Here is a 25,712-nt window from a genome sequence, read left to right as displayed (position 1 = left end):
GATCAGGCCGCAGCGCGTTTCGCCAGCAAGGCCCGGCCAACCCTTGACACCGGCGGCCGCCCCAGCACGCCGGAGATAAACGCGCCGGCGTCGACCAGCTTGTCGATATCGATGCCGGTCTCGATGCCCAGCCCATTGAGCATGAAGACCACGTCTTCGCTCGCCACATTGCCGGTCGCGCCCTTGGCATAAGGGCAACCGCCGAGGCCCGCCACACTGGTGTCGAAGTTATGCACGCCCATTTCCAGGCAGGCATAGATATTCGCCAGCGCCTGGCCATAGGTGTCGTGGAAATGCCCGCTGACCTCGACCAGCGGGTAATGCTTCAAGGCGCGCTCCATCGCCGCCTGTATCTTGCGAGGCGTTCCCACGCCTATGGTGTCAGCCACCCCCAGATGGTCAACGCCTATGCCCTTCATCAACAGCACCACGCGCTCCACCTGGTCGGCGTTGATGTCGCCCTCGTAAGGGCAGCCGACCGCGCAAGACAGCGCCCCGCGCACCTTGATGCCGGTCGCATGCGCAGCCTCCACCACCGGGGCGAAGCGCTCGATGCTCTCGGCAATCGAGCAGTTGATGTTCTTTTGGCTGAAAGCTTCGGACGCCGCCGCGAAGACGACGATCTCGTCCGGGCGAGTGGGCAGAGCGGCCTCCAAACCCTTCAGATTCGGCGTCAGCACCGAGTAGCGCACGCCAGGCTGGCGTTTGATCGCCGCCATCACCGCCGCGTTGTCGGCCATCTGCGGCACCCATTTCGGGCTGACAAAGCTGGTCACCTCGATCTCGCGCAGGCCGGCCAGATAAAGCATCTCGACCAGCTGCGCCTTGTGCTCGGTGGCGACCAGTTCTTTTTCGTTCTGCAGGCCGTCGCGGGGGCCGACGTCGACCAGGGTAACGCGGGAAGGCAGCGTGCTCATTGCGCTGCTTCCAAGCGCAGTAACTCGGCGCCGTCGCCGATCTGGTCACCGACCGCGAACAGCAGCTCGGCGACCACACCGTCGCGCGGCGCGCTGATCGTGTGCTCCATCTTCATCGCCTCCATCACCGCCAGCGGCTGTCCCTTGCTGACCGCATCGCCGACCTGAGCCAGGAAGCCAACCAGCTTGCCGGGCATCGGCGCGGTCAAGCGCCCGCCCTCGGCCGGGCCGCTGCCGGCGCGGGCGATCACGTCGATCTCGACCACCAGGGCCGAGCCGGTCGGCGCGAACACCGCCACCGTCTCGCCCTCGGCATAGGTCTTGACGGTGATACGCTGCTGGCTGAGGCCTTCACCCAAGAGCAACTCATGGGCTTCCAGGCTGGCCGAATTGGCGGCAAAAGCGATCGCCTCGCCGGCCACGGTCAGTTGCATGCCGCCTTGATGATGACGCGACAGCAAGACCTCGTGATGGACGCCGGCAATCTCCAGATCGAAGCGACGCGCCGAGGCGCCGTACATGCGCCAGCCGTCGCGGCGACTCCAGGGGTCACTGGTTTGCAGCGCGGCCTCGGCCGCCAGCGTATGTGCGACGACCGCCGCAGCACTGGTGCTCAGAGGCAGGCCCGGCTGCTCGAACAAGGCGGCGCGCTCGCGCTCGATCAATGCGGTGTCGAGGTCGGCGCTCGCAAAGGATGCGGTCGCGGCGCAGCGGCGTAAGAAGGCCACATTGGTTTGCAAGCCGACGATATGGGTGTCGCGCAGCGCAGCGTCCAGGCGCGCCAAGGCCTGTGCCCTGTCCTCGCCCCAGACAATCAGCTTGGCGACCATCGAGTCGTAGAAGGGGCTGATCGCGTCGCCCTCGTCCACGCCGGCATCGATGCGCACATTGCCGCGCTGGAACTTCACATGTTCGGGCCAGCGCGCCACATGCAAGGCGCCGGTGGCGGGCAGGAAGCCGGCGTCGGGGTTCTCCGCGCAGATGCGCGCCTCGATCGCGTGGCCGGTCATCGTCAGTTGTTCTTGCTTGAGCGGCAGCGGCTCGCCCGCAGCGACGCGCAATTGCCACTCGACCAGGTCCTGCCCCGTGATTGCTTCCGTCACCGGATGCTCGACCTGCAGGCGGGTGTTCATTTCCATGAAATAGAAGCGGCCGTCTTGTTCGCAGATGAACTCGACGGTGCCGGCGCCGCTATAGCCGACCGCCTTGGCCGCCGCCACCGCTGCGCCGCCCATCTGGGCGCGGCGCTCGGCCGTCATGCCCGGCGCGGGCGCTTCTTCCAGCACCTTCTGGTGGCGGCGCTGCACCGAGCAATCGCGCTCGAACAGGTAGACGCAGTCGCCGAAGTTATCGCCGAAGACCTGGATTTCGATATGGCGGGGGCGTTGCACATAACGCTCGATCAAGACTGCGTCGTCACCAAAGCTGTTGATCGCTTCGCGCTTGCAGGAGGCCAAGGCAGCGTCGAATTCGTCGCTGCTGTAAACGGCCCGCATGCCTTTGCCGCCGCCGCCGGCGCTGGCCTTGATCAGGACAGGGAAGCCGATCCGTTCGGCCTCGGCGCGCAGCAGCGCCGGGTCTTGGTCGGCGCCGTGGTAGCCGGGCACCAGCGGCACGCCGGCGGTTTCCATCAGCCGCTTGGATTCGGCTTTCAGGCCCATGGCCTGGATGGCGGCGGGGGAAGGGCCGATGAAGGCGATGCCGTTGGCGGCGCAGGCCTGGGCGAAGGCTTCGTTCTCGCTCAGGAAGCCGTAGCCGGGGTGGACGGCTTCGGCGCCGGTGGCTTTGGCCGCATCGATGATGCGCTGCCATTGCAGGTAGGAGTCGCGGGGGGCGGGGCCGCCGATCAGGATGGCCTCGTCGCAGGCCTGCACATGCTTGGCTTTGGCGTCGGCGTCGGAGTAGACGGCGACGGTTTTGATGCCCATTCGGCGGGCAGTGGCCGCGACTCGGCAGGCGATTTCGCCACGGTTGGCGATCAGGATTTTCTTGAACATTTTGTTTGTCTCCAGTCTCGTGAACTTTGAACTCTTACTTTTACTTCCAGGGTCTCTGGGACGGCCGCAATACCTTCATTTCGCCGGGGCTTCGCCGCAACATCACCATCCCTGCCAGACCGTGCCGGGTGTTCGCCCCGGCGGGCGGCCTTCTTTCTTGGGCGTCCAAGAAAGAAGGCAAAGAAACCGCCCCTGCCGCATGGCCCTTCGGGTCCGCTGTGGCGCTCAAGTTTGCCGGGCCGCGCCCAACTCACTGCGCTACGCTGCGTTCATACAAGGGGCGCGAAGCCAGCTCTTGAAGTCGCTTCGCGACGCCCTGCAAACTCTCCGCTCCTCGCCCATGCAGAAGGGGAACCCCTAAACAACCAAGCCTCGCTGCACGTCGGCAGATAAAACACTCTCCCGCGTCGTTGGAGTTCGCGTTCGCTCACTCCAACGTACCAATCCGGAATGACCTGCATTGGAAATTAAATTAAGCAGGTTAGCGCTCATGTTGGAGCAACAAGGTAATCACTGCATCAAGACGCCGACGGAGGCTGAGACACTCCTTAAAAACAGCAATCGCCAATACAAGCGCTATGCCTGAGGCTGCACCTAGGATGAGCTGTGTGTATGGCCCCGCATACGACACCATGAACACACCCCAAGCGGCCCCGAATAGCAGTGACAGCCAATAGTTCCACATCGAGAAGAACTTGGGGCGTTTGAGTACGACTTCTAGCGCCGAAGCATGGTCAGCAACGTCTTTAGCGATGCGTTCACCTTCGACCTGCGTAGCAATGTTCATCAGTTCCTCCAGAAAAACGCTTGTAAGACCTAACGTGTCGGTGAGCGCGCACATGAGGGCACGAATCCCGCGCCGATGCGCAGCGAGGCGTGAGGTATTCCGGGGTTCCCCTTCTGCATGGGCGAGGAGCGGAAGGTTTGCCGGGCGTCGCGGAGCGACTTCAAAGACTGAATTCGCGCCCCCTGTTTGAACGCAGCGTAGCGAAGTGAGTTGGGCGCGGCCCGGTAAACCTGAGCATCCGAGCGGACCCGAAGGGCCATGCGGCAGGGGCGGTTTCTTTGCCTTCTTTCTTGGCCGCCCAAGAAAGAAGGTCGCCCGCCGGGGCGAACTCCCGGCACGGTCGTACCCTGCAAAGCAATGCCCATTTAAACCGACCTCAATGCGCGTGGCAACTCACCTTCCCGCAGCCATCCTCAGCCTCGGCCTGCGGCACCAACTTCTCCTCGGTCGCACACCGCATCCCCAGCCGATCCAACAACGCCCTATCCTTCTCCGCCTGCGGATTCGACGTCGTCAGCAGCTTGTCGCCATAGAACATCGAGTTAGCTCCCGCCAAGAAACACAGCGCCTGCATGCTCTCCGGCATCTCTTCGCGCCCGGCCGACAAGCGCACCATCGCACGTGGCATCGTGATCCGCGCCACCGCGATCGAGCGGATGAACTCGAACGGATCCAGCGCCTCGGCGTCGGCCAAAGGCGTGCCCTCGACCTTGACCAAATTATTGATAGGCACCGACTCCGGATAAGGATTCAGATTGGCCAATTGCACGATCAAGCCCGCACGCTGCCCGCGCGTCTCACCCAAACCAACAATGCCGCCCGAGCAAACCTTCAGGCCCACATTGCGCACCCGGTCCAGCGTATCCAAGCGGTCCTGATAAGTGCGGGTCGTGATGATCTGCCCATAGAACTCGGGCGAGGTATCAAGGTTGTGGTTGTAGTAATCAAGGCCTGCCTCGGCCAGTTGCTCGGCCTGACCATCACCCAGCATGCCTGCGGTCAAACAGGTCTCCAGACCCATGGCCTTGACCTCCTTGACCATCTCACCAATCGCCTCCAAGTGGCGATCTTTCGGCGTGCGCCAGGCGGCACCCATGCAAAACCGCGTCGCGCCATTGGCCTTGGCCGCGCGCGCCGCTTCCAGCACTTCTTGCAAGGGGATCAACTTCTCGGCCTTCAGGCCGGTGTCGAAATGCGCCGACTGCGGGCAGTAAGCGCAGTCTTCCTCGCAGCCGCCGGTCTTGATCGACAGCAGCGTGGACAGCTGCACCGCATTGGCATCGAAGTTCTCGCGGTGCACCTGCTGGGCGCGGAACATCAGGTCATTGAAGGGCAGGTCGTACAGCGCCACGACCTCTTTGACCGTCCAGGTCTTGTTAGCCCGGCGCTCGGCGTCGGTGGTCGGGGTCAGCGACTGGATTTGATTGACGGTTTGGGAGTGGGTCATAAAAAGTAGTACTTCCTGAACTTACAAAGACAAGGCGGCTCGCGAGTGCAAGAGCGCGTGATTCAAATTCAAATGCGCGGCAACGGCCGCCGGAGTGGGGCTTTCCAAGCGAGGCACATGGCCCCAGCAAGGCGCATCCAGTGATGCGCCAAGCGCGGTCAGATTGTCGGTCAGATGCGGCATCTCGGCGTCCACCGTATTAGCTACCCAGCCGACCAGCCTCAAACCACGGGCGCGCACGGCCTCGGCCGTCAGCAGCGCATGGTTGATACAGCCCAGGCGCAGGCCGACGATCAGCACCACCGGCAGGCCGAGATCGACGGCGAGATCGGCTGTGTCCCACCCTTCACACAAAGGCACCCGAAAGCCGCCAACGCCTTCAACCAGCGCCAGCTCGCCCAAGGCGGCACTGGCGTGAATCGCGGCCAGCAAGGGCGCGCGCTCAATGCTGCGGCCCTCCAAGGCGGCGGCAATATGCGGCGCGCAGGCGGCGCGGAATTGCAAGGGGCCGACCTGGTCCGCCGTCATGCCGATGTTTTGAGCCGCATGCAGGCGCTGCACATCCTCGTTGACCCATTGGCCATCTACAAATTCTTGGCCGGCCGCCAAAGGCTTGATCGGAGCCACCCGCAGGCCCGCCTGCGTGAAGGCGAAGGTCAGCCCGGCGGTGATGCAGGTTTTGCCGACCTCGGTGTCGGTGCCGGTGATGAAAAAGCCCTTCATGGCGTGCTGACATCCATATCTGCGGCCGCCGCAGCCAGCGCCAGCAAGAGCCGATCCACATCCGCCTCGACGTGCGTGGCGCACAAGGTAATGCGCAGCCGCGCCTCACCGGCCGGCACGGTCGGCGGACGGATGCCGGGCACGCGCAGGCCCTCACGCTCAAGCCTTGCCGCCAGCGCCATCACCTCGGCATTGCCGCCGATGATCAGCGGCTGCACGGGGGTGTCGGATGGGGCCAAGCGCCAGCCCAAGGCCGGGTGCCGCGCCAACATCGCCGCTATGCCGACGCGCAACTGCGCTTGCAAGCGGCGCAAGTTGGCGCGCCGCTCGGCACCTAAGTCGCTCTCGATCAAAGCCAGGCTGGTCAGCAAGGCATGCTCGATGGCCGGCGGCGAGGCGGTCGAAAAAATGTAGTTGCGGGCCGCCTGCAGCAAATAGTCGGTGATGGTGGCATGCGCCACCACAAAGGCCCCGGCCAAGCCGGCCGCCTTACCCAGCGTGCCGACCAGAATCAAGCGTTCGCTGCGCAGCTTGAAATGTTCCAGCGAGCCGCGGCCGCGCTCACCCAGCACGCCAAAGCCATGCGCATCGTCAACGATCAGCCAGGCGTCGAAGTCATCGGCCAGCGCCAGCAACTCGGGCAGCGGGGCCAGGTCCCCATCCATGCTGAAGACCGCATCGGTGACGATCAGCTTGACCTTGGCTTGGCTGGCCGCCAGCAGGCCGCGCAGCTGCGCCACATCGGCATGGGCATAACGCGTCACTTGCGCGCGCGCGAGCCGGCTGCCGTCGATCAGCGAGGCATGATTCCAGGCTTCCGAAAAGATCTCGGTCTGCTCGTCGCCCAAGGCGGTGACGACGGCCAAGTTCGCCATATAGCCGGTACAAAAACCCAAGGCCTTGGCTTCCGGGATATGCGGAGCCATCCAAGCGGACAAGGTCTCGGCGACTTGCTCATGAGCGCGGCTATGGCCGCTGATCAAGGGCGAAGCGCCGGAGCCGCCGCCATAGATCATCGCGCCTTCGATCAGAGCTGCGGTGATCTGCGGCTCGGCCGCCAGGCCCAGATAGTCATTCGAGCAGAACATCAATAACTCACGCGTCACGCCGTCGGCCCCGCGCACCTGCTGGCGCGGCGCGGTCGGGCTCTCGGCTTGGCGCAGAAAGCGGGTCAGGCTTTGCGCCTCGATCGCCGAGAGCTTGGCCCGCAGATGCTCAAGCAACATGGGCGTCGTCCTTTGCGCTAACGGTAGGGTTCATCGGCTGAGCCAAGACCTCGTCCAGGGTCGAGCGCAACGCCTGCACCAGGAAGGCGGCAATCTCGGCATCGACCACATAGGGCGGCATCAGATAGACCGTGTTGCCGATCGGCCGAATCAGCAGCTGATGCGCTCTTGCGGCGAGATGAAAACGCTCAGCAAAGCGCAGGCCGGCGTCTTGCACATCAAAAGCCAGCACCATGCCGAGTTGGCGCAAATGGCGGACGCGCGGATGCGAGGCCAGCGGCGCGAAGGCCTCGGCCAAGAGCTGCGACTGCAAGGCGTTGGCGTTGAGCTGACCCGCATCGAAGCGGTCCAGCACCGCATTCGCCGCCGCGCAGGCCAGGGCATTGCCGGTATAGGAATGCGAATGCAAAAAGCCGCGCGTGACGTCCTCGCTCCAGAAGGCCTGATAGACCGCCTCGGTGGTCAACACCAGGGACAGAGGCAGCGTGCCGCCGGTGATGCCTTTGGAGAGCAAGATGAAATCCGGCCAGTCGGCTTTGCATTGCGGCCGCGTCTGTTCAAACGCAAAGAACGTGCCCGTGCGTCCGCAACCCATCGCGATTTCGTCAACGATCAGGTGCACCTCAAACTCGGTACAAAGCTTGCGCAGGCCGCGCAGATAGTCGGCCGAATACATCACCATGCCGGCAGCGCCCTGTACCAGCGGCTCGACGATGACGGCGGCGATGTGCTCGCTGCGCCCGGCCAGCAGCTCGCGCATCGCGGCCAGTGCAGCTGCTTCGTTAGCAAGGCGACTGTCGGGTGACATCACGATATGCGCACGCATCAGCAGCGGGTCATAGGCGTCGCGGAATACCGCCACATCGGTGACGGCCAAGGCGCCTATGGTTTCACCGTGATAGCCGTTCTTCAGGCAGACGAATTCGCGCTTGTCGCCCCGCCCCAGATTGCGCCAGCTATGAAAGCTCTGCTTGAGCGCAATCTCGACCGCGCTGGCACCGTCACTGCCAAAGAAGACATGTCCTAAGGCCCCACCCGTGCGCGCACTCAAGCGCTCGGCCAGGCGCACCGCCGGTGCATGGGTGCAGCCGGCCAGCATCACATGCGGCAAGGTGTCGAGCTGCTGCTTGATGGCCTCGTTCAGGCCAGCATCGGCATGGCCGAACAGATTGACCCACCAGCTGCTGTTGGCGTCGAAATAGCGAGCGCCATCAAAGTCATACAACCAAGGGCCGGCGCCGCGCGCGATGGCCAAGGGCGGCACCACCGCCGCCCGCGCCATCTGCGTGCAAGGGTGCCAGACGGCGGCCAGGCTGCGCTGCTGCCAATCTTGTTGAATAGACATCGTCATTGAATTTATGCGGCCGGTTCATCAAGCCAGCCAAGCCGGCCGGCTCTTGTTCAGGAAGCTCTGCACGCCCTCGCGGCCCTCGGCACTGGCGCGGATGTCGGCGATGCGGCGGGCGGTGTCGTCGCGCAGCGCCGGTGTGATGTGCTTGTCAGCCACATCCTGCACCAAGCGTTTGCAGGCGCGCACCGCTTGCGGTCCGTTGGCGGCGATGGCGGCGGCGATCGCGCCCACCTTCTCGTCCAAGCCCTCGGCCGTGGCCAGTTCATGCACCAGCCCCAGGCGATGGGCTTCGGCCGCGCTGAAGCGCTCGGCCGTCACGAAGTAGCGGCGCGAAGCCTGCTCGCCCAAGGCCCGCACCACATAGGGGCCGATGGTGGCGGGCAACAAACCCAGCTTGGCCTCGGACAGGCAAAAGCCCGCCGACTCCACCGCCACCACCACATCGCACACCGACACCAGGCCGACGCCGCCGGCATAGACATCGCCCTGCACGCGGGCGATCACCGGCACCGGGCAGCTGTAAATCGTCCACAGCATTTCGGCCAGCAGCGCCGCATCGGCGTGGTTCTGCTCCCAGCTGAAGCCCGCCATCGCCTTCATCCAATTGAGGTCCGCGCCGGCGCAAAAGGCCTTGCCTTCGGCGGCCAGCACGACGGCACGCAGGGTCGGGTCTTGCCCTAGCTCGGCGAAGGCCGCAGTCAGCTCGGCGATCACTACTTCATTGAAGGCATTGCGGACATCGGGGCGATTGAGGCTGACGCGGGCGATATGGCCGGCCAGGCCTTCGCGTTGCACCCGTATCGTTTGATAGTTACTGCTATTCATTGAGGCCTCCAGACCACTTTGTCATCGACGGCGTAAAAGCTGCACGGTTTGCCCTTGCGTTTTTGGCAAAAGCCCAAGGCGCGGGACAAAACATCCTCACCACTCGCATAGCCAAACTCACCATCGCTATTGAGCGCAAAGGCGCGTGGCGGCTTGGACAGCAAAAACTTCTTGTAGCCCTCATGAGCGGTAAATGAATGCAATGGCAGTGCTTCCACATCGCTCAGCGGCGCGAACTCGGTGCCGGGCGGCGGCTTCATGACGCCGCTCTGGCTGAAGCCTTGCTGGGTAAGAAATTCATCAACCAAAGGCTGCCAGACATCATTGGCGGCGGCAAAGAGGCGATGTCCATCATCGCCGATGGCGGGCAAGAGCCGGTAATCCACCAAGCCACCGCCGCTTCTATAGGCCTCGGCCCAGTCGCGACTGTGGCGCGGGGCAAAGTACATATCGTTCTCGGTGTAGATCCACAGCGTCGGCGTCGGCGCCTCGGCACCGGCATTGAGTTCGCCGTAGCTTTGGAACAGACGTTTCAATTGCGCCGGCTGGCAAGGCTCACCGCGGTGCACGGTCGGGCTACCACCATGGCCGCCGGCGAAGTTGATCGCTGCCACCAAACCCGGCGGACGCATCGCCGCGGCCGCCACGCTCGCAATCCCACCGACCGACTGCCCCACCAGAACCAGCCGGCTGGCATCCACATCGGGCTGAGTGGCCATCGCCTGAGCGACCGCCACGATTTGCCGAGCGGCCGCAGCCAGCGCCGGTGCGTAGTTCGGCCGGCTGCAGCCATGGCTATTTTCCGGGTCACCTTGAGACGCCAACTCGCCATAGCCCAAGCGCAAAGGCGCCGCCACGGCGAAGCCCTTGCGGACAAAAAAGCGCGCCGCCGACTCAAAGCGCTGGCGCCCATATTCGCCTCGCTTTTCGCTGTTGCGACCATGGCTGATGATCAGCAGGGGGAACGGCCCCGGCCCGTTCGGTTTGAACGTCGTCACGAGCAAGTCGCCGGCCACATCTCGCCCAAACGCGTCTTGCACGGCGACGGGTACGCGCAGCACTGCCTCGCGAATATCCTTGTGCAGTGACGTCGCATCGACTTGGGTCTCGGCACTCACCGAGCCAATAAACAGTCCCAACAAGCTCAGCATCGACAAGACGGTGGAGCGCATGGTTTGTGAAAAGTCGCGCCGCAAGTTCAGCTCCCCTCCGCCAAGGTCTTGACCATCAACACGCTGGCGTACGTCTTGCCTTCCCATTGGATCTCGCACATGGCCCGATAGCCGCTGGCGGCATAGCGGCGCTGCAGATGCTCGGCCGGCCGGGCGGTATCAAGCGCCACATAGGCCATGCCCTGCGCGCGGCCCCAAGCTTCGGCGGCCTGCATCAGGCGCGCGCCCAGGCCTTGACCCTGACACTGCGGGTCAACGGCGAATTGCGACAAGATGGCGGTGTCGGCGCGGGTGTACCAGGGGGTATCCAGGTACCAGGCATCGACGCCGGGACGATAGGGGCCGCGCACCATCACCGTGCCGACCATGGCGCCGCCTTGCAGCGCGACCAGGCAATGTCCGGTCGCGACCCGCTTGGCGGTGACTTCAACGCTTTGGTCAACGCCGGTGAAGTTCCAACCCTGCGCGCCCAGCGAGGCATAGGCCTTGTGCAACAAAGCGGTCAACTCGCCCAGGCAGTCGGACGGCGCCAGGGCCCGAATCGAAATGGTCTGCTCTGTCATGGCCTCTTCTCGGTAGATCGCATCAATGTTTCCAGACCTTCAGGCCACGCATCGCTTCCATCGCATCGAAGTCGCGATCCGAATGCAGCAGGGCGTAGTCATTTTCGATGCAGAAACTGGCCTGCAAGACATCGACCGGGCTGTTGACGGTGAAGCCACCGGCACGCAGCGCGCGGTAATGCTCGGCGGCATGCAGCGCACTTTCTTCGCCGCCGATATCGACCACATCAAGCGCACCCAGCGCCCGCCTTGCGGCCAGATAGTCGCGCTCATCACGAAAGCCGCGCAAGACCTCGAACAGCACCAGGTCGGCCAGCGCCAAGGGCGCGCTGGCGTCCTCCAACAGATCGCTCAAACGCCGCACACCGACGGTGTCGCGACCGTTGAAAAAGTCTATCCAGACCGAGGAATCCACCAGAATCATCGTGAGCCCGACTCCGCGTCCGCGTCCGCGTCCGTGGGCAGACCTGCTTCGAGCTTGGCCCTGTAAGCCGCCGCCGGCTCATTCAACATGCCTTCGGCGGCACGCGGCGCGTCCTCCCAGCGCAACTTGCCGCGCAAGGCCAGAATTTCCCGGTAGGCCGCTTGCCGCGCCAGCAAGCGCAGGCCCGCCTCGACCGCGTCCTTCTTGGTCTTGAAGGCCCCCGACTTCATGGCCAAATCCATCAAGTCATCATTGATTTCAATATTCGTGCGCATGATGTGTACCAATATGTAAATTTGCGCTCATTTTACACATTACATGCGAAACACGCCGAATTTGGTCTCGGCGATTGGCGCATTCAGGGCAGCGCTCAGGCCTAGCGCCAGCACCCGGCGCGTATCGGCCGGGTCAATCACACCATCGTCCCAGAGGCGGGCCGAGGCGTAATAAGGGTGACCCTGATCTTCGTACTGCTGGCGAATCGGCGCCTTGAAGGCTTCTTCTTCGTCGGCCGTCCAAGCGCCGCCCTTTCCTTCAATGCCATCGCGCTTGACCGTCGCCAGCACCGAGGCGGCCTGCTCGCCGCCCATCACCGAGATGCGCGCGTTCGGCCACATCCACAGGAAACGCGGCGAGAAGGCACGGCCGCACATGCCGTAATTGCCGGCGCCAAAGCTGCCGCCGATGATGATGGTGAACTTGGGCACCTGGGCGCAGGCCACCGCCGTCACCATCTTGGCGCCGGCGCGGGCAATGCCCTCGTTCTCGTATTTGCGGCCGACCATGAAACCGGTGATGTTCTGCAGGAACACCAGCGGAATCTTGCGCTGGCAGCACAGCTCGATGAAATGCGCGCCCTTGTTGGCGCTTTCGGTGAACAGGATGCCGTTGTTGGCGACGATGCCGACCGGCATGCCCTCGATATGGGCGAAGCCGCAGACCAGGGTGGCGCCGTAGCGGGCCTTGAATTCCTCGAACTCGGAGCCGTCAACGACACGGGCAATCACCTCGCGCACATCAAAAGGCTTGCGCGTATCGGTCGGAATCACCCCGTGCAACTCTTCCGCGTCGAACAAGGGCGCACGCGGCGGCTGCATCAGGAGTTGCGAATCCTTGCGCCAATTCAAGCCGGCAACGGCTTGGCGCGCGATGGCCAGCGCATGGGTGTCGTTATTGGCCAGATGGTCGGCCACGCCGGACAGGCGCGTGTGCACATCGCCGCCACCCAAATCTTCCGCCGTGACGACCTCGCCGGTGGCCGCCTTCACCAAGGGCGGGCCGCCCAAGAAAATCGTGCCCTGGTTCTTGACGATGATGGTCTCGTCGCTCATCGCCGGCACATAGGCGCCGCCCGCCGTGCAGGAGCCCATCACGACGGCGATCTGCGGGATGCCCTGGGCGCTCAAATTGGCTTGATTGAAAAAGATCCGCCCAAAATGGTCGCGGTCCGGGAACACATCATCCTGATTGGGCAGATTGGCGCCGCCCGAATCGACCAGATAGACACAGGGCAGGCGGTTTTGCGCGGCGATTTCCTGCGCCCGCAGATGCTTCTTGACCGTGATCGGGTAATAGGTGCCGCCCTTCACCGTCGCATCATTGCAAACAATCATGCAGTCGACACCGGCCACGCGGCCGATGCCGGCAATGATGCCGCCGCCGGGGGCTGCGTTGTCGTACATATTCAGGCCGGCCAGCGGCGCCAGCTCAAGAAATGGCGTGCCGGGGTCCAGCAGCATCTCGACCCTGTCGCGTGGCAGCAACTTGCCGCGCGCCAGATGCTTGGCTCGCGCCGCCTCGCCGCCGCCCTGGGCGATTTTCTCCAAGCGCCCGTTCAGATCGTCCAGCAGGCCACGCATGGCCTCGGCATTGGACTTGAAGTCGGCGGAACGGGCATTGAGCTTGCTGTTGAGGGCGGGCATGGTGTCTCCAAAAAACGCTTGTACTTGAACAGAATGAGTAGAACTCACAAAACTCATGAACATGACTCACCATCGATCAGAACCGATGCGCGAAGGCCGAAGAATAGGCCAGAGCGGCGCTTGACGCAAGCAGGACTTGAGCTTTACTCAATTTTTGCGCAGAATAGTCTCCGTGACCACGCCGCCCACCCAAATCGCTCCAACCCAACGCCGCTCGCCTACCGGCGCCAAGGCCGAGCAGCGCGTGCGCGACATCCTGCGGGTCGGCCGTGAGGTATTTTCTGAGCGCGGCTTTGAGCGCGCCACCACGACCGAGATCGCTCAGCGCCTTGGCATCTCCGAGGCCACCGTCTTCACCTACTTTCGCGGCAAGCGCGAGCTGTGCATGCGGGTGATCAGCGACTGGTATGACGAGATCATCGCGGCGATAGAAACCGGCCTGCCGCGCAAGGCGCCGGTGCGCGAGCAGCTTGAATTCATGGTGCACACGCATCTGCGCCTGTTCCTGATTCAGGGCACCGGTCTGTGCGCCCTGGTGCTGTCTGAAGGGCGAAAAAAGCAAGACAACTCGGGCCAAGAGTTTGGCAATGCCTTTGTCGAGTTGCAACGCCGTTACACCGCGCCTTTGATGGACTTGCTGGCACGCGGCCAGGCCAGCGGCGAGGTGCGCAGCGACATTCCACTGCGGCTGCTGCGCTCGCTGGTGTTCGGCCCCATGGAACATATTTTGTGGGAAGTCATCATTGCCGGCCGCCAAATTGATATCGACGCCAGTGCCCGCGACTTGGTCGCGCTCCTGTGGCCTGCCCTGCAGGCCCCCGAGCAAGAATTGTTGGGCCTGCGCCGTTTGCGTGACGAACTGAACAGCGCGCTGACAAGGCTTTGAACGGCTCGTGACTCAGCGACGGGCCTCGAACTGAGCATGTGCAAGTCGGTGCACCAAGGCGTGCTCGCATAACTTGAAAAGCACATAGCAGGCCATCGCCGCCAAGGCACTGGCCGACAACTCGATCAACTGTCGAAGCCCCCCGTCGACCAAGCCCGCCCAACCGTTGGCGAACAAGAAACCGGCATTGGCAGAAAGCAGCCGGATCAAGTCCAAGGACAGCGCGCCGAAGCTGACAAAGCTGATCGTCAGCATCAAAAAACAAACAATCCTGTGGCCGCATAGCCAAAAGTAAAGCGGGCTGTTCTTGGTCATCCTGAACTCCAAAGTCGATCCGACAAGCTAGGGGGCAGGTATTTAAATCATGCAAAAAACCGCCTAGTGTGAAACAGCCAAGTGTCGCCTCGCTCGCTCCGAGCGGCGCGACTTATCGGTCTTGTTCAACATCGGGAGTCTTCAAATGCCAACACTCGACATCAATGCCCTGTCTAAAAGCCTGACTCAGGCCAAGGCGCGCTGGACGCCAAGACAAACCCCGCAGTCATTGCTCAATGACGACCAAAAAAAGGCCCTGCTTGGCGTCATCTTCACCAAGGAAGATATCGAAGCCGCCGCATCGCCTCTGCCGCAAAGCAAGGCCCCGCCGGCCTTTGCCCCGGCGGTCGATTGGCGCAATCGCAACGGCAATCACGTCACCTCGGTCAAAGACCAGAAGAACTGCGGCTCCTGCGTCTCCTTCTGCTGCACCGCCTTGATCGAATCGATGGCATCGATCGAAAAAGGGCAGCTTCTCAATCTATCCGAGGCCGACGCTCATTTCTGCTCGTCTCACGGTGCGACTTGCGGGGGCTGGAATGCTAACGACTGCCTTGAGCAGATCAAGGTGCGCGGCGTCGTGCCGGACAATCTGTTCCCCTATATGGCGGCCTTCGAGAATCCACCCCAAAGCACGGCGGCCGCTCCACACTACTGGATTCCCCACTGCGGCAATATCCCGAATCGCGCCGCTTCAGCCGTCAAAGTCGGCTCGCACGGTTTACTCAGCAGCATCGTGGACCGCAAGAACTACCTCAGCAATGTGGGCCCCTGCTCCGCCTCCTTCGATGTCTACGACGACTTCTTCTCCTATGGCAGCGGCGTCTATCACCATGTATCGGGAGCCTATGTCGGCGGGCACTGTGTGCAGGTGATCGGCTACTCCGAAGCCGAGCAATGCTGGATCTGCAAGAACTCCTGGGACACCACCTTCGGCAATGCCGGCTTCTTCAAAATCGGTTACGGAGAATGCAAATTCGACGCCTATCCCTTTGCCACCGCACAAGGCGTCGTACTGCCGCAACCGGCCGCAGGTTGGCATGGCTATGAAAGTTTGGGCGGCGTCATAACATCAAAACCAAGCGCCACCTCATGGGCTGTGAATCGCATCGACGTGGTCGCACGCGGCACCGACTCGGCCACACACCACCGCTGGTGGGACGGCAGCAATTGGCAGGGCTGGGAAAGCCTGGGCGGCAGCATTCAAAGTGCGCCGGCCATTTGCTCCTGGAGCCCCGGGCGGCTGGACATTTTTGCCGTCGGCACAGACCACCGGATGTATCACAAGTGGTTCCAGGGCGGCTGGAGCGCCTGGGAGAGTTTGGGCGGCCAGTTCTCGTCCGACCCTTGCGCGGTGTCCTGGGGGCCGAACCGCATCGATGTGTTTGCCCGTGGTATGGACTCCGCGATGTATCACATGTGGTGGGACGGCGCCCACTGGGGTGGCTGGGAAGGCTTGGGCGGCGCACTAGCGTCCGGCCCTGCCGTTTCATCCTGGAGCGCCAACCGGCTCGACTGCTTCGTCAAAGGCACCGACAGCAAGCTTTATCACAAGTGGTGGAGCGGCGCAGCCTGGAGCGGCTGGGAAAGCCTCGGAGGCTATGTGGGCGGCGAGCCGGGTGCTGAGTCTTGGGGGCCAAACCGCATCGACGTGTTCTACCCAGGTGCCACCTTCCACATGATGCATAAGTGGTGGGATGGTCAGAGCTGGAGCGGCGAAGAGGATCTGGGCGGCGTACTCAGCTCAGGCGTGGGTGTCAGTTCTTGGGCGCCCGGCCGCCTGGACTGTTTCGTCGAGGGTACAGACTCGGCGATGCATCACAAATGGTATGTGTGAAGGCTAGACCATCCGGCGGCCAGCCGTTTGAAAGGAGAGACAAATGCTGACCGTCGCACCAGGAGTGAGCTTCGAAGTCGAGTTGGGCTCAGGCGCCAGCACCGGCTATACATGGGAGTTGCTTGAACCTCACGAACATATAGCGCTGATCGGAACAAGTTTTCGTCAACCGGCCGCTGCGACCGTCGGCGACGGTGGTACTCAGGTCTTCGAGCTGCAAGCACAAAGCCCTGGTCACCATCTATTGCACTTTGTGCGCAAGCGGCGCTGGGAGGCGCAAGCCATAGACAGCCGGGTCATCGAAGTTAACGCCGTCTGAAGCAAGAGTCCCTTCAATCGCCAGTTCGGTACGTGAACCGACTGGCGATTTTCATTGCTGGCAGTGACTCAAGCACCACCAACTCGGCAGCAAGGCCTGCACCTCGCGCCGGCCGTAGCGGTCATCCATCAAGTGCAAGACACCGCAATCGCTGCTGCTGCGTATAACCCGGCCGGCCGCCTGCACGACCTTTTGCAGGCCCGGATAGAGATAGGTGTAGTCATAGCCGGCACCGCCCATCAACTGATCCAGGCGCAGTTTGATCTGCTGATTGACGGCATTCACTTGCGGCAGCCCCAGCGTGGCGATGAAGGCGCCGATCAAGCGCTTGCCGGGCAGGTCCACCGCCTCGCCAAACGAGCCCCCCAGCACGACAAATCCAATGCCCTGGCTGTCCGGCGTCAGGCGGTCCAGAAAGGCCTGCTGCTCTTGCTCCGCCATGCGCCGGGCCTGCTTCCAGACCGTGATCTCGGGGCATTGGGCCTCAAACAAGGCCGCCGCCTCTTGCAAATAATCATGGCTGCTGAAGAAGGCCAGATAGTTGCCGGGCTGGGCCTCAAACTGGCGCGCCATCAGGTCCACGATGGCCGGCAGCGACGCGCGGCGCTGCTGATAGCGGGTCGAGATTTGGCCGGCCACCGACACCCGCAATTGCTCGGCCGCAAAAGGCGCCGCCACCTCCAGCCGGGCCGTGTCGGGCGGCAGGCCCAGGATGTCGGAGAAATACTGCATCGGCTGCAGCGTGGCCGAAAACAGCACGGTGGTGCGCGAGGCGGCAAACCTTGGCCCAAGAAACGGTGCCGGTAACACATTGCGCAAGCACAGCACCGAGTTGGCGCGCGCCAAGCTGGCCGAAGCCTTGCTGGACTGGCTCAGATCACATAACGAATGCGTGCCGAACAACTCGGCCATGCGCACGAAATGCAAGGCCTCGAAGTAGAAGGTTTGCAGCGTGGCATTGACTTCGGTCGGATGGTCCGCAAGGTGTTCAGAGATGGCCGCATTCAACAACTGCACCGCCGCCAAGAACTTGAGCGGCAAGCCGCCCAAGACATGATAGTCCTCGGCCTGCTCCTTGTTCATTTCATTCCACTGCCGATGCAGGCGATCGAGCGGCTTCTTCAGGCCGGCCGGCGCGTTCAGCCTTGCGGCCCGCAAGCTCGCCTGGTCCAAGTCGGCCGAGTACATCTTGCGCCCGCGTTCGACCAGGTTATGTGCCTCGTCGACCAAGACCGCCACCCGCCATTGATTGGCCTGCATCAGGCCGTGCAGCAGCGCACTGACGTCAAAATAGTAGTTGTAGTCGCCCACCACCACATCGCTCCAGCGCACCAGTTCCTGACTCAGGTAATAGGGGCAGATCTCATGCGCCAAGGCCAGCTCACGCAGCGTCGCTCGGTCGAGCAGCTTGCCGATTGAGGCGCTCACCGCCGCCGCACGCGCCGCCGCCAAGCGATCATAGAAACCCCTGGCGAGCGGGCAAGACTCACCATGGCAGGCCTTGTCCGGGTGCTCGCAGGCCTTGTCGCGCGCCACCAGTTCCAGCACCCGCAAGGGCAGCGCCATAACGCTATTTTTAAGCAGACTCAAGGCCTCCAAGGCCAAGCCGCGACCCGCCGTCTTGGCGGCCAGAAAGTAGATTTTGTCCAACTGCTGGGTCGGGCAGGCCTTCAACAAGGGGAAGATCGTGCCGACCGTCTTGCCGATGCCGGTCGGCGCCTGCGCCATCAAGCAGCGGCCGGTCTGCGCCGCGCGGTAGACGCCCGCCGCCAGATCACGCTGGCCGGGGCGAAAGCTCCCATGCGGAAAAGCCAGCGCCGACAAGGCCGAGTCGCGCGCGCCGCGATGTGCCAACTCCTGCTCGGCCCAAACCAAAAAACGCCCGCACAGCAGCTCAAAATACGCCTGCAAATCGACGGCCGCGTGGCGCTCGATCAACATGGTTTCCTGCTGCGAGCCGATATTGAAATAGACCAAGGCCAACTCGAGCTCGGCCAAACCCTGCGCCTGGCACAGCATCGCGCCGTAGACCTTCAGCTGTGCCCAATGCAGCAACCGGTGATTTTCAGGAATTTGCTCGACCCGCCCCTTGAAGGTCTTGACCTCCTCAAGCCGGCCCAGAAGGGCATCAAACCCATCGGCGCGTCCACGCACCAACAAACCTTGAAACTCAGCACTCAAGGCCAGTTCGGCCTGGTAATGTGCCGGCCGCCGCGCCGCCACCAAGGCGTGTCCAGCGATGCCTTCTTGCGCGCTCGGGGCCGGGGTGAAGCGCAGGTCGAGATCGCCCTGCTTGGCGGTGAACTCGCACAGCGCCCGTACCGCCACCGAATAGGGTTTCAAAGTTCGCCGTCCCCGTCGGCCCTGCCCAAATGGGTTTGCGCCGAATCCTCATCGAGCCGCAGCGGTGTCGCCTTGGCCAAGGCCAGCCAGACGTCAAATGGCAGCTTGCAGGGCTTATGCCTTGCCGGCCTCAGCAACTCCACACGCCCCGCCTCGACGCCACCGTGCAGCAGCCAAATGCCGAAGGCTTCGGGAATTTCCGCCGCCTCGGCCACGCCGACCGGAAACACGTAATAGCACTCGTTGCACAGCCATTGGTAGGACTCGCGCTTGGCCACATGGCGCAGGTCCGACAGCAGGTCGGCTCGGCTGACCTTGACCTCATGCACGACCGGCTGCAAATAGTCCTCCACCGAGGTGTTGCGGACCGAAAAAAGATCCGGCCGCGCGACCCGCCACCCCGGTTTCGGCTTGGCCTGTTCGGCCAAAGGTTCAAGCAAAAACTCGGCTCCGGCTTCGGTGGGCGCCTGATCCTCTTCGGCCAAACCAGCTTGTGCCTGCGCCCGCAGCGACAACTCGCGCCAGACGATGCGTCCGCCAAGCAGTAGCTCGCGCGCCATCCTTGTGGCCAAGGCATCATGTGCGCTCAATACGCGTTGATTGCGCCGCCGCGCCTCGGCCACACAGCGAATACCGGCCTGCGTCAGCCGCAAGGTCTGGCGCCCTTCGGCCGACAACTCCAGCGCCACCCAAGCCGCCGCCACCAGATCCAGCTCCAGACCATCATGGCAAGGCCAGGTGCCGGATGACCAGATTCTCATCAGGCGCGTCAATTGCTGGCGGGTCGGGCTTGGGCCTTGGGCGGAAGGTGTCATCACTGTATAAGTTTACAGTGACGCGATGAACGCGCGGCGCTCCGTTCGCCCCCTCTGCCTCTGGGCACAAATATTTCTATTGGGGCATGAGCTTTTTAGGTCGGAACATCGTCGTAAGGCATAGAGAGCTTCGCAAAGATGGCGCCAGCGCGACTGGCCTGCACTCTCAAAACCTGCCAACGACTTTTGAAAGTGACCCTGACCATGAAAATGCTAACAAACGGTGCCCAATTGCTCGGCGCAATGGCCCTCACATTTGTCACCCTGATGCCCGCACAGGCCTCGGTCACCTACACCTACAAGGCGCCCATCACCTACTGGGCGAATAGCTGGGGCTCGGCCAACTGGGCTCATTACGGCGGCCTGGACGGCTCGGGCATCGAATTTGAATTCACCGTCGCCGGCCCCTTGATCAACGCGGGCTGCGGGGCCGGGCCGGTGCATGTGGGCTGCAACGCCAATCTGCTGCCGGACGTCCTGTCTTGGAAATATCACGGCGGCAGCGCCTTCATGAATACCGGTTCGGCCCTGGGCGGCCATTTGACCGGCCTCGCGCTCAGCACCGGCAATAGCGGCGAGGTGACGATGGCGCGCTTTTACCTCGATGGGGCCGTCGTGATCCCGACCCTGGAACCCTATACATCGACATTGACGGAAGCTTTCGATGGTTACGACCAGCAGCTTCTCGCCAGCAACTACCTGCGCCAATACTCGACCGGCATACACAGCGAGCCGCTGTACGCCAGCCTGTCCGAAGGCTTTTCAAACATGCGCGGTGCCGGCAGCTGGCGTGTTACTTCAGGGGCAAGCGGCGGCGGCAACAACATCCCAGAACCGACCAGCTTGTTGCTGGTCTTGGCGGGCATCGGCATGATTGGCGCTACGAATGGGCAAAAAGTCAGGTGCAAAAGCGGACAAGCCCGTTAAAGAACCTCAAGCGCAGGCGCGGCCAAAAACGGCAGCGCTTACAAAACACCACCCAAGGCCTGATAGCGTTGGGCATGGTCGCCGGCCAGGGCAGTGATCGCATGGGCGCGCTGGTAACTGCGCTTGGCTTGCGCCTGCCATTGCGTGCGCTGCGCGGGCTCCCATTGCGCCAGCAAGGCCTGACCCTCGCCGAGGTTGAGCAAGGCGTCGCGCGCCTTTTCGGCCTCGGCCATTGGCATCAACACGGTGACCGATTGGTGCAACAGGGCCAAGGCCGGCGCCGCTTGGCCGCTGCCGTGCAAGGCCCGCGCCAGATAGAGGTTTTGCCAAGCCTGCAAGCGCGCCAGATAGGGGCTGGGCTGCTTGGCGGCCCGCGCCGCGAGTCCGTCCAGCGCCAGCTTGACGACCGGCAGCGCCTCGGCGTAGCGCTGGTTTTCGACCAAGGCCCGGCCATGATGCAGGGCCACGCGGGGCAAGTCGGCTTCCCATTTATTGCCCGGCCCGGCCTCGCGCACCAGGCGCTCGCATTGCGTCCAGGAGAGTTGGGTCGCCAGCAGCGCGGCCGCCACATCGGGCTGGCGCAACAGGATCACACCCAGATTGGCCGCCTCGCTGACAACGCCGTCTATCACCGCCGTGTTGTTGGGCGCCAGCGCGGCCGCGGCCTGGCGCGATGCGACGGCAGCCTCGGCCTGCACGCGCGCCTCGGCGAGCTTGTTGACACGCGCCAACGTCAGCGCACGAGCGCCGTACAAGGAGGCGCTGATCTCGTGCCACTGCGGCTCTTTTGCCGCTTGGCCCAACTGGTCCAACAAGGCCTCACCCTTGGCCAACCATTGCAGGCCAAGTTCGGGCTTGTTCAGGCTGGCGTTGGTCTGGTTGTCGTAGAACAAACCCATGCGCAGCAGCGCCGCCGCCCGCGTCAACTGCAGCGCCCGGCGTTTGTCCGCCGGCACGGCGGCGTCGGCCTCGTCGAGCCGCGCCAGCGCTTTTTCCATCAGCTGCACAGCCTCGGCCGGCTTCTTGGCCGCCCGCAGGCCGAGTGCTTGCACCTGCAACGCCTGCACATACAGGCCGACGAAATCGGCATCGCCGCGCTGCTGCAGCCAGACCCGCTCGGCCAGGCTCACGGCTCGATCGGCAAATTCGCGCGCTTCCGCGCCCTTGTTCAAGGAGGCACCGTTGTCATCGGCTTCGATATCGGCCAGACGGGCATAGACGGTCGCAATATCGGCTTGCCAGGCGCTGCCCTGCCCGCTGCTGTCCTGCCCGCCTTCCGCGGCGAGTTGCTCGAGGTGCTTGAGCAGGTCTTTCAGCAAGCTCTCTTTGACCTTCAGGCCTCCCGGCAAATGGGTGATGGCGTCGCCGTGGCGCAGCACCACCTCGCGGGTGATGTTGCGGATGCGCGCCAGATGGGCCTGCGCCTCATCGCGCGCGCGCGCCGCCTCGTGCGCCTGCCAGGTGGCTGCGGCGGCGCCGCCCAGCAGCGCCAATACCGCCAGCAGACCCAAGCCCACCGGCAGGCGATTGCGGCGCACGAATTTGCCCAGCAGATAGCCCCGGCTGGGGGCATGGGCCGAGACCGGATAACCGGCCAAATGAGCGCGCAGATCGGCGCCAAAGGCCTCGACCGAGGCGTAGCGGCGGGCCGGCGTTTTCTCCAGTGCCTTCAGCAGAATATTGTCCAAATCGCCGCTCAAGCGCTTGCGGGTGCTCGGCCAATCCGGGCCCAAGCCCAGATCCTCGCTGAGTCCGCTGGGCCGGGTGGGCGTCTCGTCCAAGACACTGCGGGCGGCCTCGGCCGGCGTGGTGGCGCGCCGGCCGGTCGGGCGCACGCCGGTCAGCAATTGATAGAGCAAGACGCCGAGCGAATAGATGTCGGTTGAGGTGGTGACGGGCTCGCCGCGCACCTGCTCGGGGCTGGCGTAGTTGGGTGTGAAGGGGCGCGCCGAGCCGACCGTCGTGTCGTCGCCGACGCCACCACTACCTTCGAGCGGATCAAGCGCCTTGGCGATGCCAAAGTCCAAGAGCTTGACCTGACCCTCGGGCGTCACCAGCACATTGCCGGGCTTGAGATCGCGGTGTACCAGCAGCGCCCGGTGCGCATGCTCGACCGCGTCTGTCAGCTGCAAGAACAAGGCCAGGCGGGCTTCGACCGGGAGCTTGGCTGCGGCGAGGTCGAGCGGCTGCCCGTCGACATACTCCATCACAAAAAACGGCAGGCCGTCGGCGCTCAGGCCGGCGTCCAGTAGGCCGGCAATATGCGGATGCTGCAGGCGCGCCAGCGCTTGGCGCTCTTGTGCAAAACGCTGCAAGACCGCCACCGAATCCATGCCGCGTTTGAGCAGTTTGATCGCCGCCCGACCCTGGTATTGGCCGTCGGCGCGGCGTGCTTCGAACACCTCGCCCATGCCACCGGCGCCCAAGGGCCGCACGACCTCCCAAGCACCCAGCCTTTGGCCCCGGCGCGCAGCGCCGTCTGCCAGGCTCTGCGCAGCGCCGCCGGCCAGGCTCTGCGCAGCGCCGCCGGCCAGGCTCTGCGCGGCCGACTCGGCCAAAAACTCCGACCCGCCGGTCGCATCGCGGTGATGCGCCAATAGCGACAAGACCTCGTCTCTCAGCGAGGCGTCGGCGTCGCTCGCGGCCTGATCGCGTACCCAGGCCTCGCGCTGCGCCTGCGGCTGCTCAAGCGCCCGTTCGAACAAGGCCTTGATGGCAGGCCAGGCGCTGGAGACAGGCTTCGAAGAAGGGGCTGAAGAGGGCGCTGAAGAGGGCATGAGCGCGATTGTGCGGCGGTCTACGCGCCGACCCCATCCGCACAAGCCCTCTGTTCGGGAAAGCCCGGTCGGCCACACAATCGACCCAATGGAAACAAACCCCGCCTGCGCTGATTTGACGCTGTGGTTGCAACAGCTGGACGGCGGCGCGTCGGCAAGCTCGGAACATGCGGCAAGCCCGGCGAACTCGGCACAGGCCGTCAACCAGGTATTCACCGCACTCTACGGCGAACTCAAGCGCGCCGCGTCCGCGCAGATGCGCAAGGAGTCGGCCGGCCACACGCTCAGCGCCACCGCACTCACCCATGAGGCCTGGTTTCGCCTCAAGGAGCAGACCCGCACCGATTGGCAAAGCCGAGCCCACTTCATGGGCGTGGCCGCGCTGATGATGCGGCGCATTCTGGTCAACCATGCGATCGCCAAACAAGCAGCCAAACGCGAGGCCGAGTTGGTGTCCCTGAACTTGACCGAGGCCGAGGAAATCGGCCAGAGCATCAACAGCGAGGTGGTGCAGGTGCACGAGGCCTTGCTGGCCTTCGAGCTGATCGATGCCCGCGCCGCCAAGGTGGTCGAGCTGAAGTTTTTTGGCGGGCTGGAGATTGACGAGATCGCCGACTTGCTGGCCATCTCAGCGGCAACCGTGAAACGTGACTGGACCATGGCCCGGGCCTGGTTGCACCGGGAGTTGGCGCAGCGCTGAGGCTGGCTGAATAAAGAGGTGAATGAGCCGTTTGGACCGAGTTTGTTGCGTAGTTGGGTATGGGGTAGCAAATACGCCGCTCCAGTTTCACCTGAACCCACGGAGCCTCTATGCCTGCCTCAACCCTTGTCTTCAAAACAGCGCTTTCTGTCGCTGCTCTTTTGGTTTGCACATGGGCCGGCGCGCAAGCTCCCGCCCCACAAGCCAAGGTCGAGCTGACCGACAGCAACGCGGCGCGGCTCGCCGGCAACAAACGGGTGGCCATCACCAATGTGCTGCTGTCCTTTCAAGCGTCGACAGGCGGCGAGAAGACCAACACCAGCGGCCTCTTCGCCAACAAGACCGACACCTCCGCCACCTTGCAAATGCCGGTCTTCGACCTCAAACTGCTGGCCGCAATTAGCGATGACATCTACCAGCAGCTGCGCGATGACCTGCAGGCCAATGGCTATGAGGTCTTGCCCGAGGCCACCGTGCTGGCCAGCCCCGGCTATCAGAAAATAACGGCGCTGGCGGGCATCTCCAACTACTCAAAGTTCGCCAATATGGACGGCGACGTGATGCTCGTCGGCGCCAGTGGCTTGAAGCCCTACCTGCCTTACAACGCCGAGACGGGCAAGTTCAGCGTCCAGTTGAAAACGCTGATCAAGGACTGGGTTTCGGGCTGGGGACAAAAGAGTTCCACCGAGGGCGGCCCCTCCAATACCCGCACCGGAGAAATCTATGAATTGCCGGGCCTGGAGGTGGCGCTGGCCAAGGAATTGAATGCCCATATCGTCAAGGCCAGCTACGTGATCACACTCGGCTCGACCAAGGCCGCGACCACGCAAAGCTACCAACCCGGCGAGCGGCAAATTGCCTACACCGTGGGCCCGCAGTACAAGAGCCGCGAGCAGCGCGACAAAGAAGCCGACAAGATCATCTCGACCTACAAGGCCAACGCCTATGCCCAGGTCGGCCTGCTGGCTGGGCAGTCGCGCATTGCCTTCCGCACGGCGGCGGCCTCGCCCAAGGGGGAGTCCGCCCCCGGCGGCTACACGGCCAATTTCGGCAAAAGCGCCAGTCCGGCCAAAGACGGCGATGTCGTCGTCACGCTGGCGGAGTCACTGCTGGGCGGTACGGAGTCCTTCTACGTCGAGGCGCCCGCTCAGAAGGAGCGCGGCCTGATGGGCGCGCTGCTCGGCACCACGCTGGGCGGCACCGGAGCCGACGTGCAGTTTGTATTCACCAGCGCCATCGCCGACCCCACGGCCTACCATGCGGAGGTCTTGGGGCTGGTCAAGCTGGCGCAGCGCGACATGCTGAGTCTGGTCAAGCAGTAGGCCCGGCAGGCCTGGTCTCAAGCTGGGAGGGTCAGCCCAGCGAACCGGCCTCGTCCCATGCCGGCGCCGCCCGAGGCAAGGCGCGCTTCGGTCGAAAACCGCGTCAGAGGGGTGCTA

General features: G+C 63.5%; 23 protein-coding genes. 6 read left to right on the top strand and 17 right to left on the bottom strand.

The annotated features are described in order from the left end of the window. Nucleotides 1–2: 2 nt before the first annotated feature. From LNV07_RS17345 to LNV07_RS17285, 13 genes are all read right to left on the bottom strand, one after another. A complete protein-coding gene (locus tag LNV07_RS17345; protein WP_263572422.1) occupies nt 3–917 on the bottom strand; it encodes a hydroxymethylglutaryl-CoA lyase in 915 nt (304 codons plus the stop codon). Further along, nucleotides 914–2,914, bottom strand: a complete 2,001-nt coding sequence (locus LNV07_RS17340; RefSeq protein ID WP_263572421.1) for an acetyl-CoA carboxylase biotin carboxylase subunit — start codon at nt 2,912–2,914, stop codon at nt 914–916. The genes LNV07_RS17345 and LNV07_RS17340 overlap by 4 nt, the downstream gene beginning before the upstream one ends. A 481-nt stretch (nt 2,915–3,395) precedes the next feature. After that, a complete protein-coding gene (locus LNV07_RS17335; RefSeq protein WP_263572420.1) occupies nt 3,396–3,701 on the bottom strand; it encodes a hypothetical protein in 306 nt (101 codons plus the stop codon). Between the two features lie 376 nt (nt 3,702–4,077). Next, nucleotides 4,078–5,148 carry a biotin synthase BioB gene (gene bioB / locus LNV07_RS17330; RefSeq protein ID WP_263572419.1) on the bottom strand — a complete coding sequence of 357 codons (1,071 nt, stop codon included), beginning with the start codon at nt 5,146–5,148 and terminating at the stop codon, nt 4,078–4,080. A gap of 21 nt (nt 5,149–5,169) precedes the next feature. Further along, nucleotides 5,170–5,871, bottom strand: coding sequence for a dethiobiotin synthase (gene bioD / locus LNV07_RS17325; RefSeq protein ID WP_263572418.1), 702 nt, complete (start codon nt 5,869–5,871; stop codon nt 5,170–5,172). Continuing rightward, the gene (locus tag LNV07_RS17320; RefSeq protein ID WP_263572417.1) at nt 5,868–7,097 is read right to left on the bottom strand and encodes an aminotransferase class I/II-fold pyridoxal phosphate-dependent enzyme; all 1,230 of its coding nucleotides are present in this window, start codon (nt 7,095–7,097) and stop codon (nt 5,868–5,870) included. The genes bioD and LNV07_RS17320 overlap by 4 nt, the downstream gene beginning before the upstream one ends. Continuing rightward, nucleotides 7,087–8,448 carry an adenosylmethionine--8-amino-7-oxononanoate transaminase gene (gene bioA / locus LNV07_RS17315; protein WP_263572416.1) on the bottom strand — a complete coding sequence of 454 codons (1,362 nt, stop codon included), beginning with the start codon at nt 8,446–8,448 and terminating at the stop codon, nt 7,087–7,089. Before bioA ends, LNV07_RS17320 begins: the two co-directional genes overlap by 11 nt. A gap of 21 nt (nt 8,449–8,469) precedes the next feature. Beyond that, complete coding sequence (locus LNV07_RS17310) at nt 8,470–9,273, bottom strand: enoyl-CoA hydratase/isomerase family protein (protein WP_263572415.1); 804 nt, start codon at nt 9,271–9,273, stop codon at nt 8,470–8,472. Then, nucleotides 9,270–10,445, bottom strand: a complete 1,176-nt coding sequence (locus LNV07_RS17305; protein ID WP_263572414.1) for an alpha/beta hydrolase family protein — start codon at nt 10,443–10,445, stop codon at nt 9,270–9,272. Before LNV07_RS17305 ends, LNV07_RS17310 begins: the two co-directional genes overlap by 4 nt. 26 nt (nt 10,446–10,471) lie before the next feature. Further along, complete coding sequence (locus LNV07_RS17300; RefSeq protein ID WP_263572413.1) at nt 10,472–11,008, bottom strand: GNAT family N-acetyltransferase; 537 nt, start codon at nt 11,006–11,008, stop codon at nt 10,472–10,474. Between the two features lie 22 nt (nt 11,009–11,030). Then, a complete protein-coding gene (gene vapC, locus LNV07_RS17295) occupies nt 11,031–11,432 on the bottom strand; it encodes a type II toxin-antitoxin system VapC family toxin (RefSeq protein WP_263572412.1) in 402 nt (133 codons plus the stop codon). Further along, nucleotides 11,429–11,707: a type II toxin-antitoxin system VapB family antitoxin gene (locus LNV07_RS17290; RefSeq protein ID WP_263572411.1), complete on the bottom strand. Its 279-nt coding sequence runs from the start codon at nt 11,705–11,707 to the stop codon at nt 11,429–11,431. Before LNV07_RS17290 ends, vapC begins: the two co-directional genes overlap by 4 nt. Before the next feature lie 39 nt (nt 11,708–11,746). Further along, a complete protein-coding gene (locus LNV07_RS17285; protein WP_263572410.1) occupies nt 11,747–13,354 on the bottom strand; it encodes a carboxyl transferase domain-containing protein in 1,608 nt (535 codons plus the stop codon). A gap of 172 nt (nt 13,355–13,526) precedes the next feature. Between LNV07_RS17285 and LNV07_RS17280 the strand changes: the two genes are divergently transcribed. Further along, nucleotides 13,527–14,240, top strand: coding sequence for a TetR/AcrR family transcriptional regulator (locus LNV07_RS17280; protein WP_263572409.1), 714 nt, complete (start codon nt 13,527–13,529; stop codon nt 14,238–14,240). Nucleotides 14,241–14,252: 12 nt separating this feature from the next. Here the strand turns inward: LNV07_RS17280 and LNV07_RS17275 are convergent, their stop codons facing one another. After that, nucleotides 14,253–14,555 (bottom strand): hypothetical protein, encoded by a 303-nt coding sequence (locus LNV07_RS17275; RefSeq protein ID WP_263572408.1) that lies wholly within the window; start codon nt 14,553–14,555, stop codon nt 14,253–14,255. A gap of 145 nt (nt 14,556–14,700) precedes the next feature. Here LNV07_RS17275 and LNV07_RS17270 point away from each other — a divergent pair, with 145 nt between their 5' ends. After that, a complete protein-coding gene (locus LNV07_RS17270; RefSeq protein WP_263572407.1) occupies nt 14,701–16,392 on the top strand; it encodes a C1 family peptidase in 1,692 nt (563 codons plus the stop codon). 43 nt (nt 16,393–16,435) lie between these two features. Next, a complete protein-coding gene (locus tag LNV07_RS17265; RefSeq protein ID WP_263572406.1) occupies nt 16,436–16,711 on the top strand; it encodes a protease inhibitor I42 family protein in 276 nt (91 codons plus the stop codon). A 51-nt stretch (nt 16,712–16,762) separates the two neighbouring features. Here the strand turns inward: LNV07_RS17265 and LNV07_RS17260 are convergent, their stop codons facing one another. Together LNV07_RS17260 and LNV07_RS17255 are read right to left on the bottom strand one after the other, a co-directional pair. Then, nucleotides 16,763–19,054 carry an ATP-dependent DNA helicase gene (locus LNV07_RS17260; protein ID WP_263572405.1) on the bottom strand — a complete coding sequence of 764 codons (2,292 nt, stop codon included), beginning with the start codon at nt 19,052–19,054 and terminating at the stop codon, nt 16,763–16,765. Continuing rightward, nucleotides 19,051–19,869, bottom strand: coding sequence for a hypothetical protein (locus LNV07_RS17255; protein ID WP_263572404.1), 819 nt, complete (start codon nt 19,867–19,869; stop codon nt 19,051–19,053). Before LNV07_RS17255 ends, LNV07_RS17260 begins: the two co-directional genes overlap by 4 nt. Nucleotides 19,870–20,073: 204 nt before the next feature. Here LNV07_RS17255 and LNV07_RS17250 point away from each other — a divergent pair, with 204 nt between their 5' ends. Next, nucleotides 20,074–20,796 (top strand): PEP-CTERM sorting domain-containing protein, encoded by a 723-nt coding sequence (locus tag LNV07_RS17250; RefSeq protein ID WP_263572403.1) that lies wholly within the window; start codon nt 20,074–20,076, stop codon nt 20,794–20,796. Between the two features lie 38 nt (nt 20,797–20,834). On the opposite strand, the gene LNV07_RS17245 is transcribed toward LNV07_RS17250, so the two are convergent. Beyond that, nucleotides 20,835–23,573 carry a serine/threonine-protein kinase gene (locus tag LNV07_RS17245; protein ID WP_263572402.1) on the bottom strand — a complete coding sequence of 913 codons (2,739 nt, stop codon included), beginning with the start codon at nt 23,571–23,573 and terminating at the stop codon, nt 20,835–20,837. An 88-nt stretch (nt 23,574–23,661) separates the two neighbouring features. Here LNV07_RS17245 and LNV07_RS17240 point away from each other — a divergent pair, with 88 nt between their 5' ends. After that, a complete protein-coding gene (locus tag LNV07_RS17240; protein ID WP_263572401.1) occupies nt 23,662–24,273 on the top strand; it encodes an ECF-type sigma factor in 612 nt (203 codons plus the stop codon). A 110-nt stretch (nt 24,274–24,383) separates the two neighbouring features. Next, nucleotides 24,384–25,595 carry a hypothetical protein gene (locus tag LNV07_RS17235; RefSeq protein ID WP_263572400.1) on the top strand — a complete coding sequence of 404 codons (1,212 nt, stop codon included), beginning with the start codon at nt 24,384–24,386 and terminating at the stop codon, nt 25,593–25,595. Nucleotides 25,596–25,712 lie beyond the last annotated feature (117 nt).

It is taken from the genome of Roseateles oligotrophus, from assembly GCF_025717515.1.
Taxonomy (GTDB): domain Bacteria; phylum Pseudomonadota; class Gammaproteobacteria; order Burkholderiales; family Burkholderiaceae_C; genus Paucibacter_A; species Paucibacter_A oligotrophus.
The sequence above is the reverse complement of the archived record's forward strand: the minus strand, read 5'-3'. Positions and strand labels throughout refer to the sequence as shown.

Coding starts and splice junctions, on each gene's coding strand:
- LNV07_RS17300 (WP_263572413.1), bottom strand. CDS start 11,008: ATGACAGAGCAGACCATTTCGATTCGGGCCCTGGCGCCGTCCGACTGC.
- bioA (WP_263572416.1), bottom strand. CDS start 8,448: ATGACGATGTCTATTCAACAAGATTGGCAGCAGCGCAGCCTGGCCGCC.
- LNV07_RS17305 (WP_263572414.1), bottom strand. CDS start 10,445: ATGCGCTCCACCGTCTTGTCGATGCTGAGCTTGTTGGGACTGTTTATT.
- LNV07_RS17255 (WP_263572404.1), bottom strand. CDS start 19,869: ATGACACCTTCCGCCCAAGGCCCAAGCCCGACCCGCCAGCAATTGACG.
- LNV07_RS17245 (WP_263572402.1), bottom strand. CDS start 23,573: ATGCCCTCTTCAGCGCCCTCTTCAGCCCCTTCTTCGAAGCCTGTCTCC.
- LNV07_RS17265 (WP_263572406.1), top strand. CDS start 16,436: ATGCTGACCGTCGCACCAGGAGTGAGCTTCGAAGTCGAGTTGGGCTCA.
- LNV07_RS17340 (WP_263572421.1), bottom strand. CDS start 2,914: ATGTTCAAGAAAATCCTGATCGCCAACCGTGGCGAAATCGCCTGCCGA.
- vapC (WP_263572412.1), bottom strand. CDS start 11,432: ATGATTCTGGTGGATTCCTCGGTCTGGATAGACTTTTTCAACGGTCGC.
- LNV07_RS17240 (WP_263572401.1), top strand. CDS start 23,662: ATGGAAACAAACCCCGCCTGCGCTGATTTGACGCTGTGGTTGCAACAG.
- LNV07_RS17235 (WP_263572400.1), top strand. CDS start 24,384: ATGCCTGCCTCAACCCTTGTCTTCAAAACAGCGCTTTCTGTCGCTGCT.
- bioB (WP_263572419.1), bottom strand. CDS start 5,148: ATGACCCACTCCCAAACCGTCAATCAAATCCAGTCGCTGACCCCGACC.
- LNV07_RS17310 (WP_263572415.1), bottom strand. CDS start 9,273: ATGAATAGCAGTAACTATCAAACGATACGGGTGCAACGCGAAGGCCTG.
- LNV07_RS17270 (WP_263572407.1), top strand. CDS start 14,701: ATGCCAACACTCGACATCAATGCCCTGTCTAAAAGCCTGACTCAGGCC.
- bioD (WP_263572418.1), bottom strand. CDS start 5,871: ATGAAGGGCTTTTTCATCACCGGCACCGACACCGAGGTCGGCAAAACC.
- LNV07_RS17345 (WP_263572422.1), bottom strand. CDS start 917: ATGAGCACGCTGCCTTCCCGCGTTACCCTGGTCGACGTCGGCCCCCGC.
- LNV07_RS17320 (WP_263572417.1), bottom strand. CDS start 7,097: ATGTTGCTTGAGCATCTGCGGGCCAAGCTCTCGGCGATCGAGGCGCAA.
- LNV07_RS17285 (WP_263572410.1), bottom strand. CDS start 13,354: ATGCCCGCCCTCAACAGCAAGCTCAATGCCCGTTCCGCCGACTTCAAG.
- LNV07_RS17250 (WP_263572403.1), top strand. CDS start 20,074: ATGAAAATGCTAACAAACGGTGCCCAATTGCTCGGCGCAATGGCCCTC.
- LNV07_RS17335 (WP_263572420.1), bottom strand. CDS start 3,701: ATGAACATTGCTACGCAGGTCGAAGGTGAACGCATCGCTAAAGACGTT.
- LNV07_RS17275 (WP_263572408.1), bottom strand. CDS start 14,555: ATGACCAAGAACAGCCCGCTTTACTTTTGGCTATGCGGCCACAGGATT.
- LNV07_RS17290 (WP_263572411.1), bottom strand. CDS start 11,707: ATGCGCACGAATATTGAAATCAATGATGACTTGATGGATTTGGCCATG.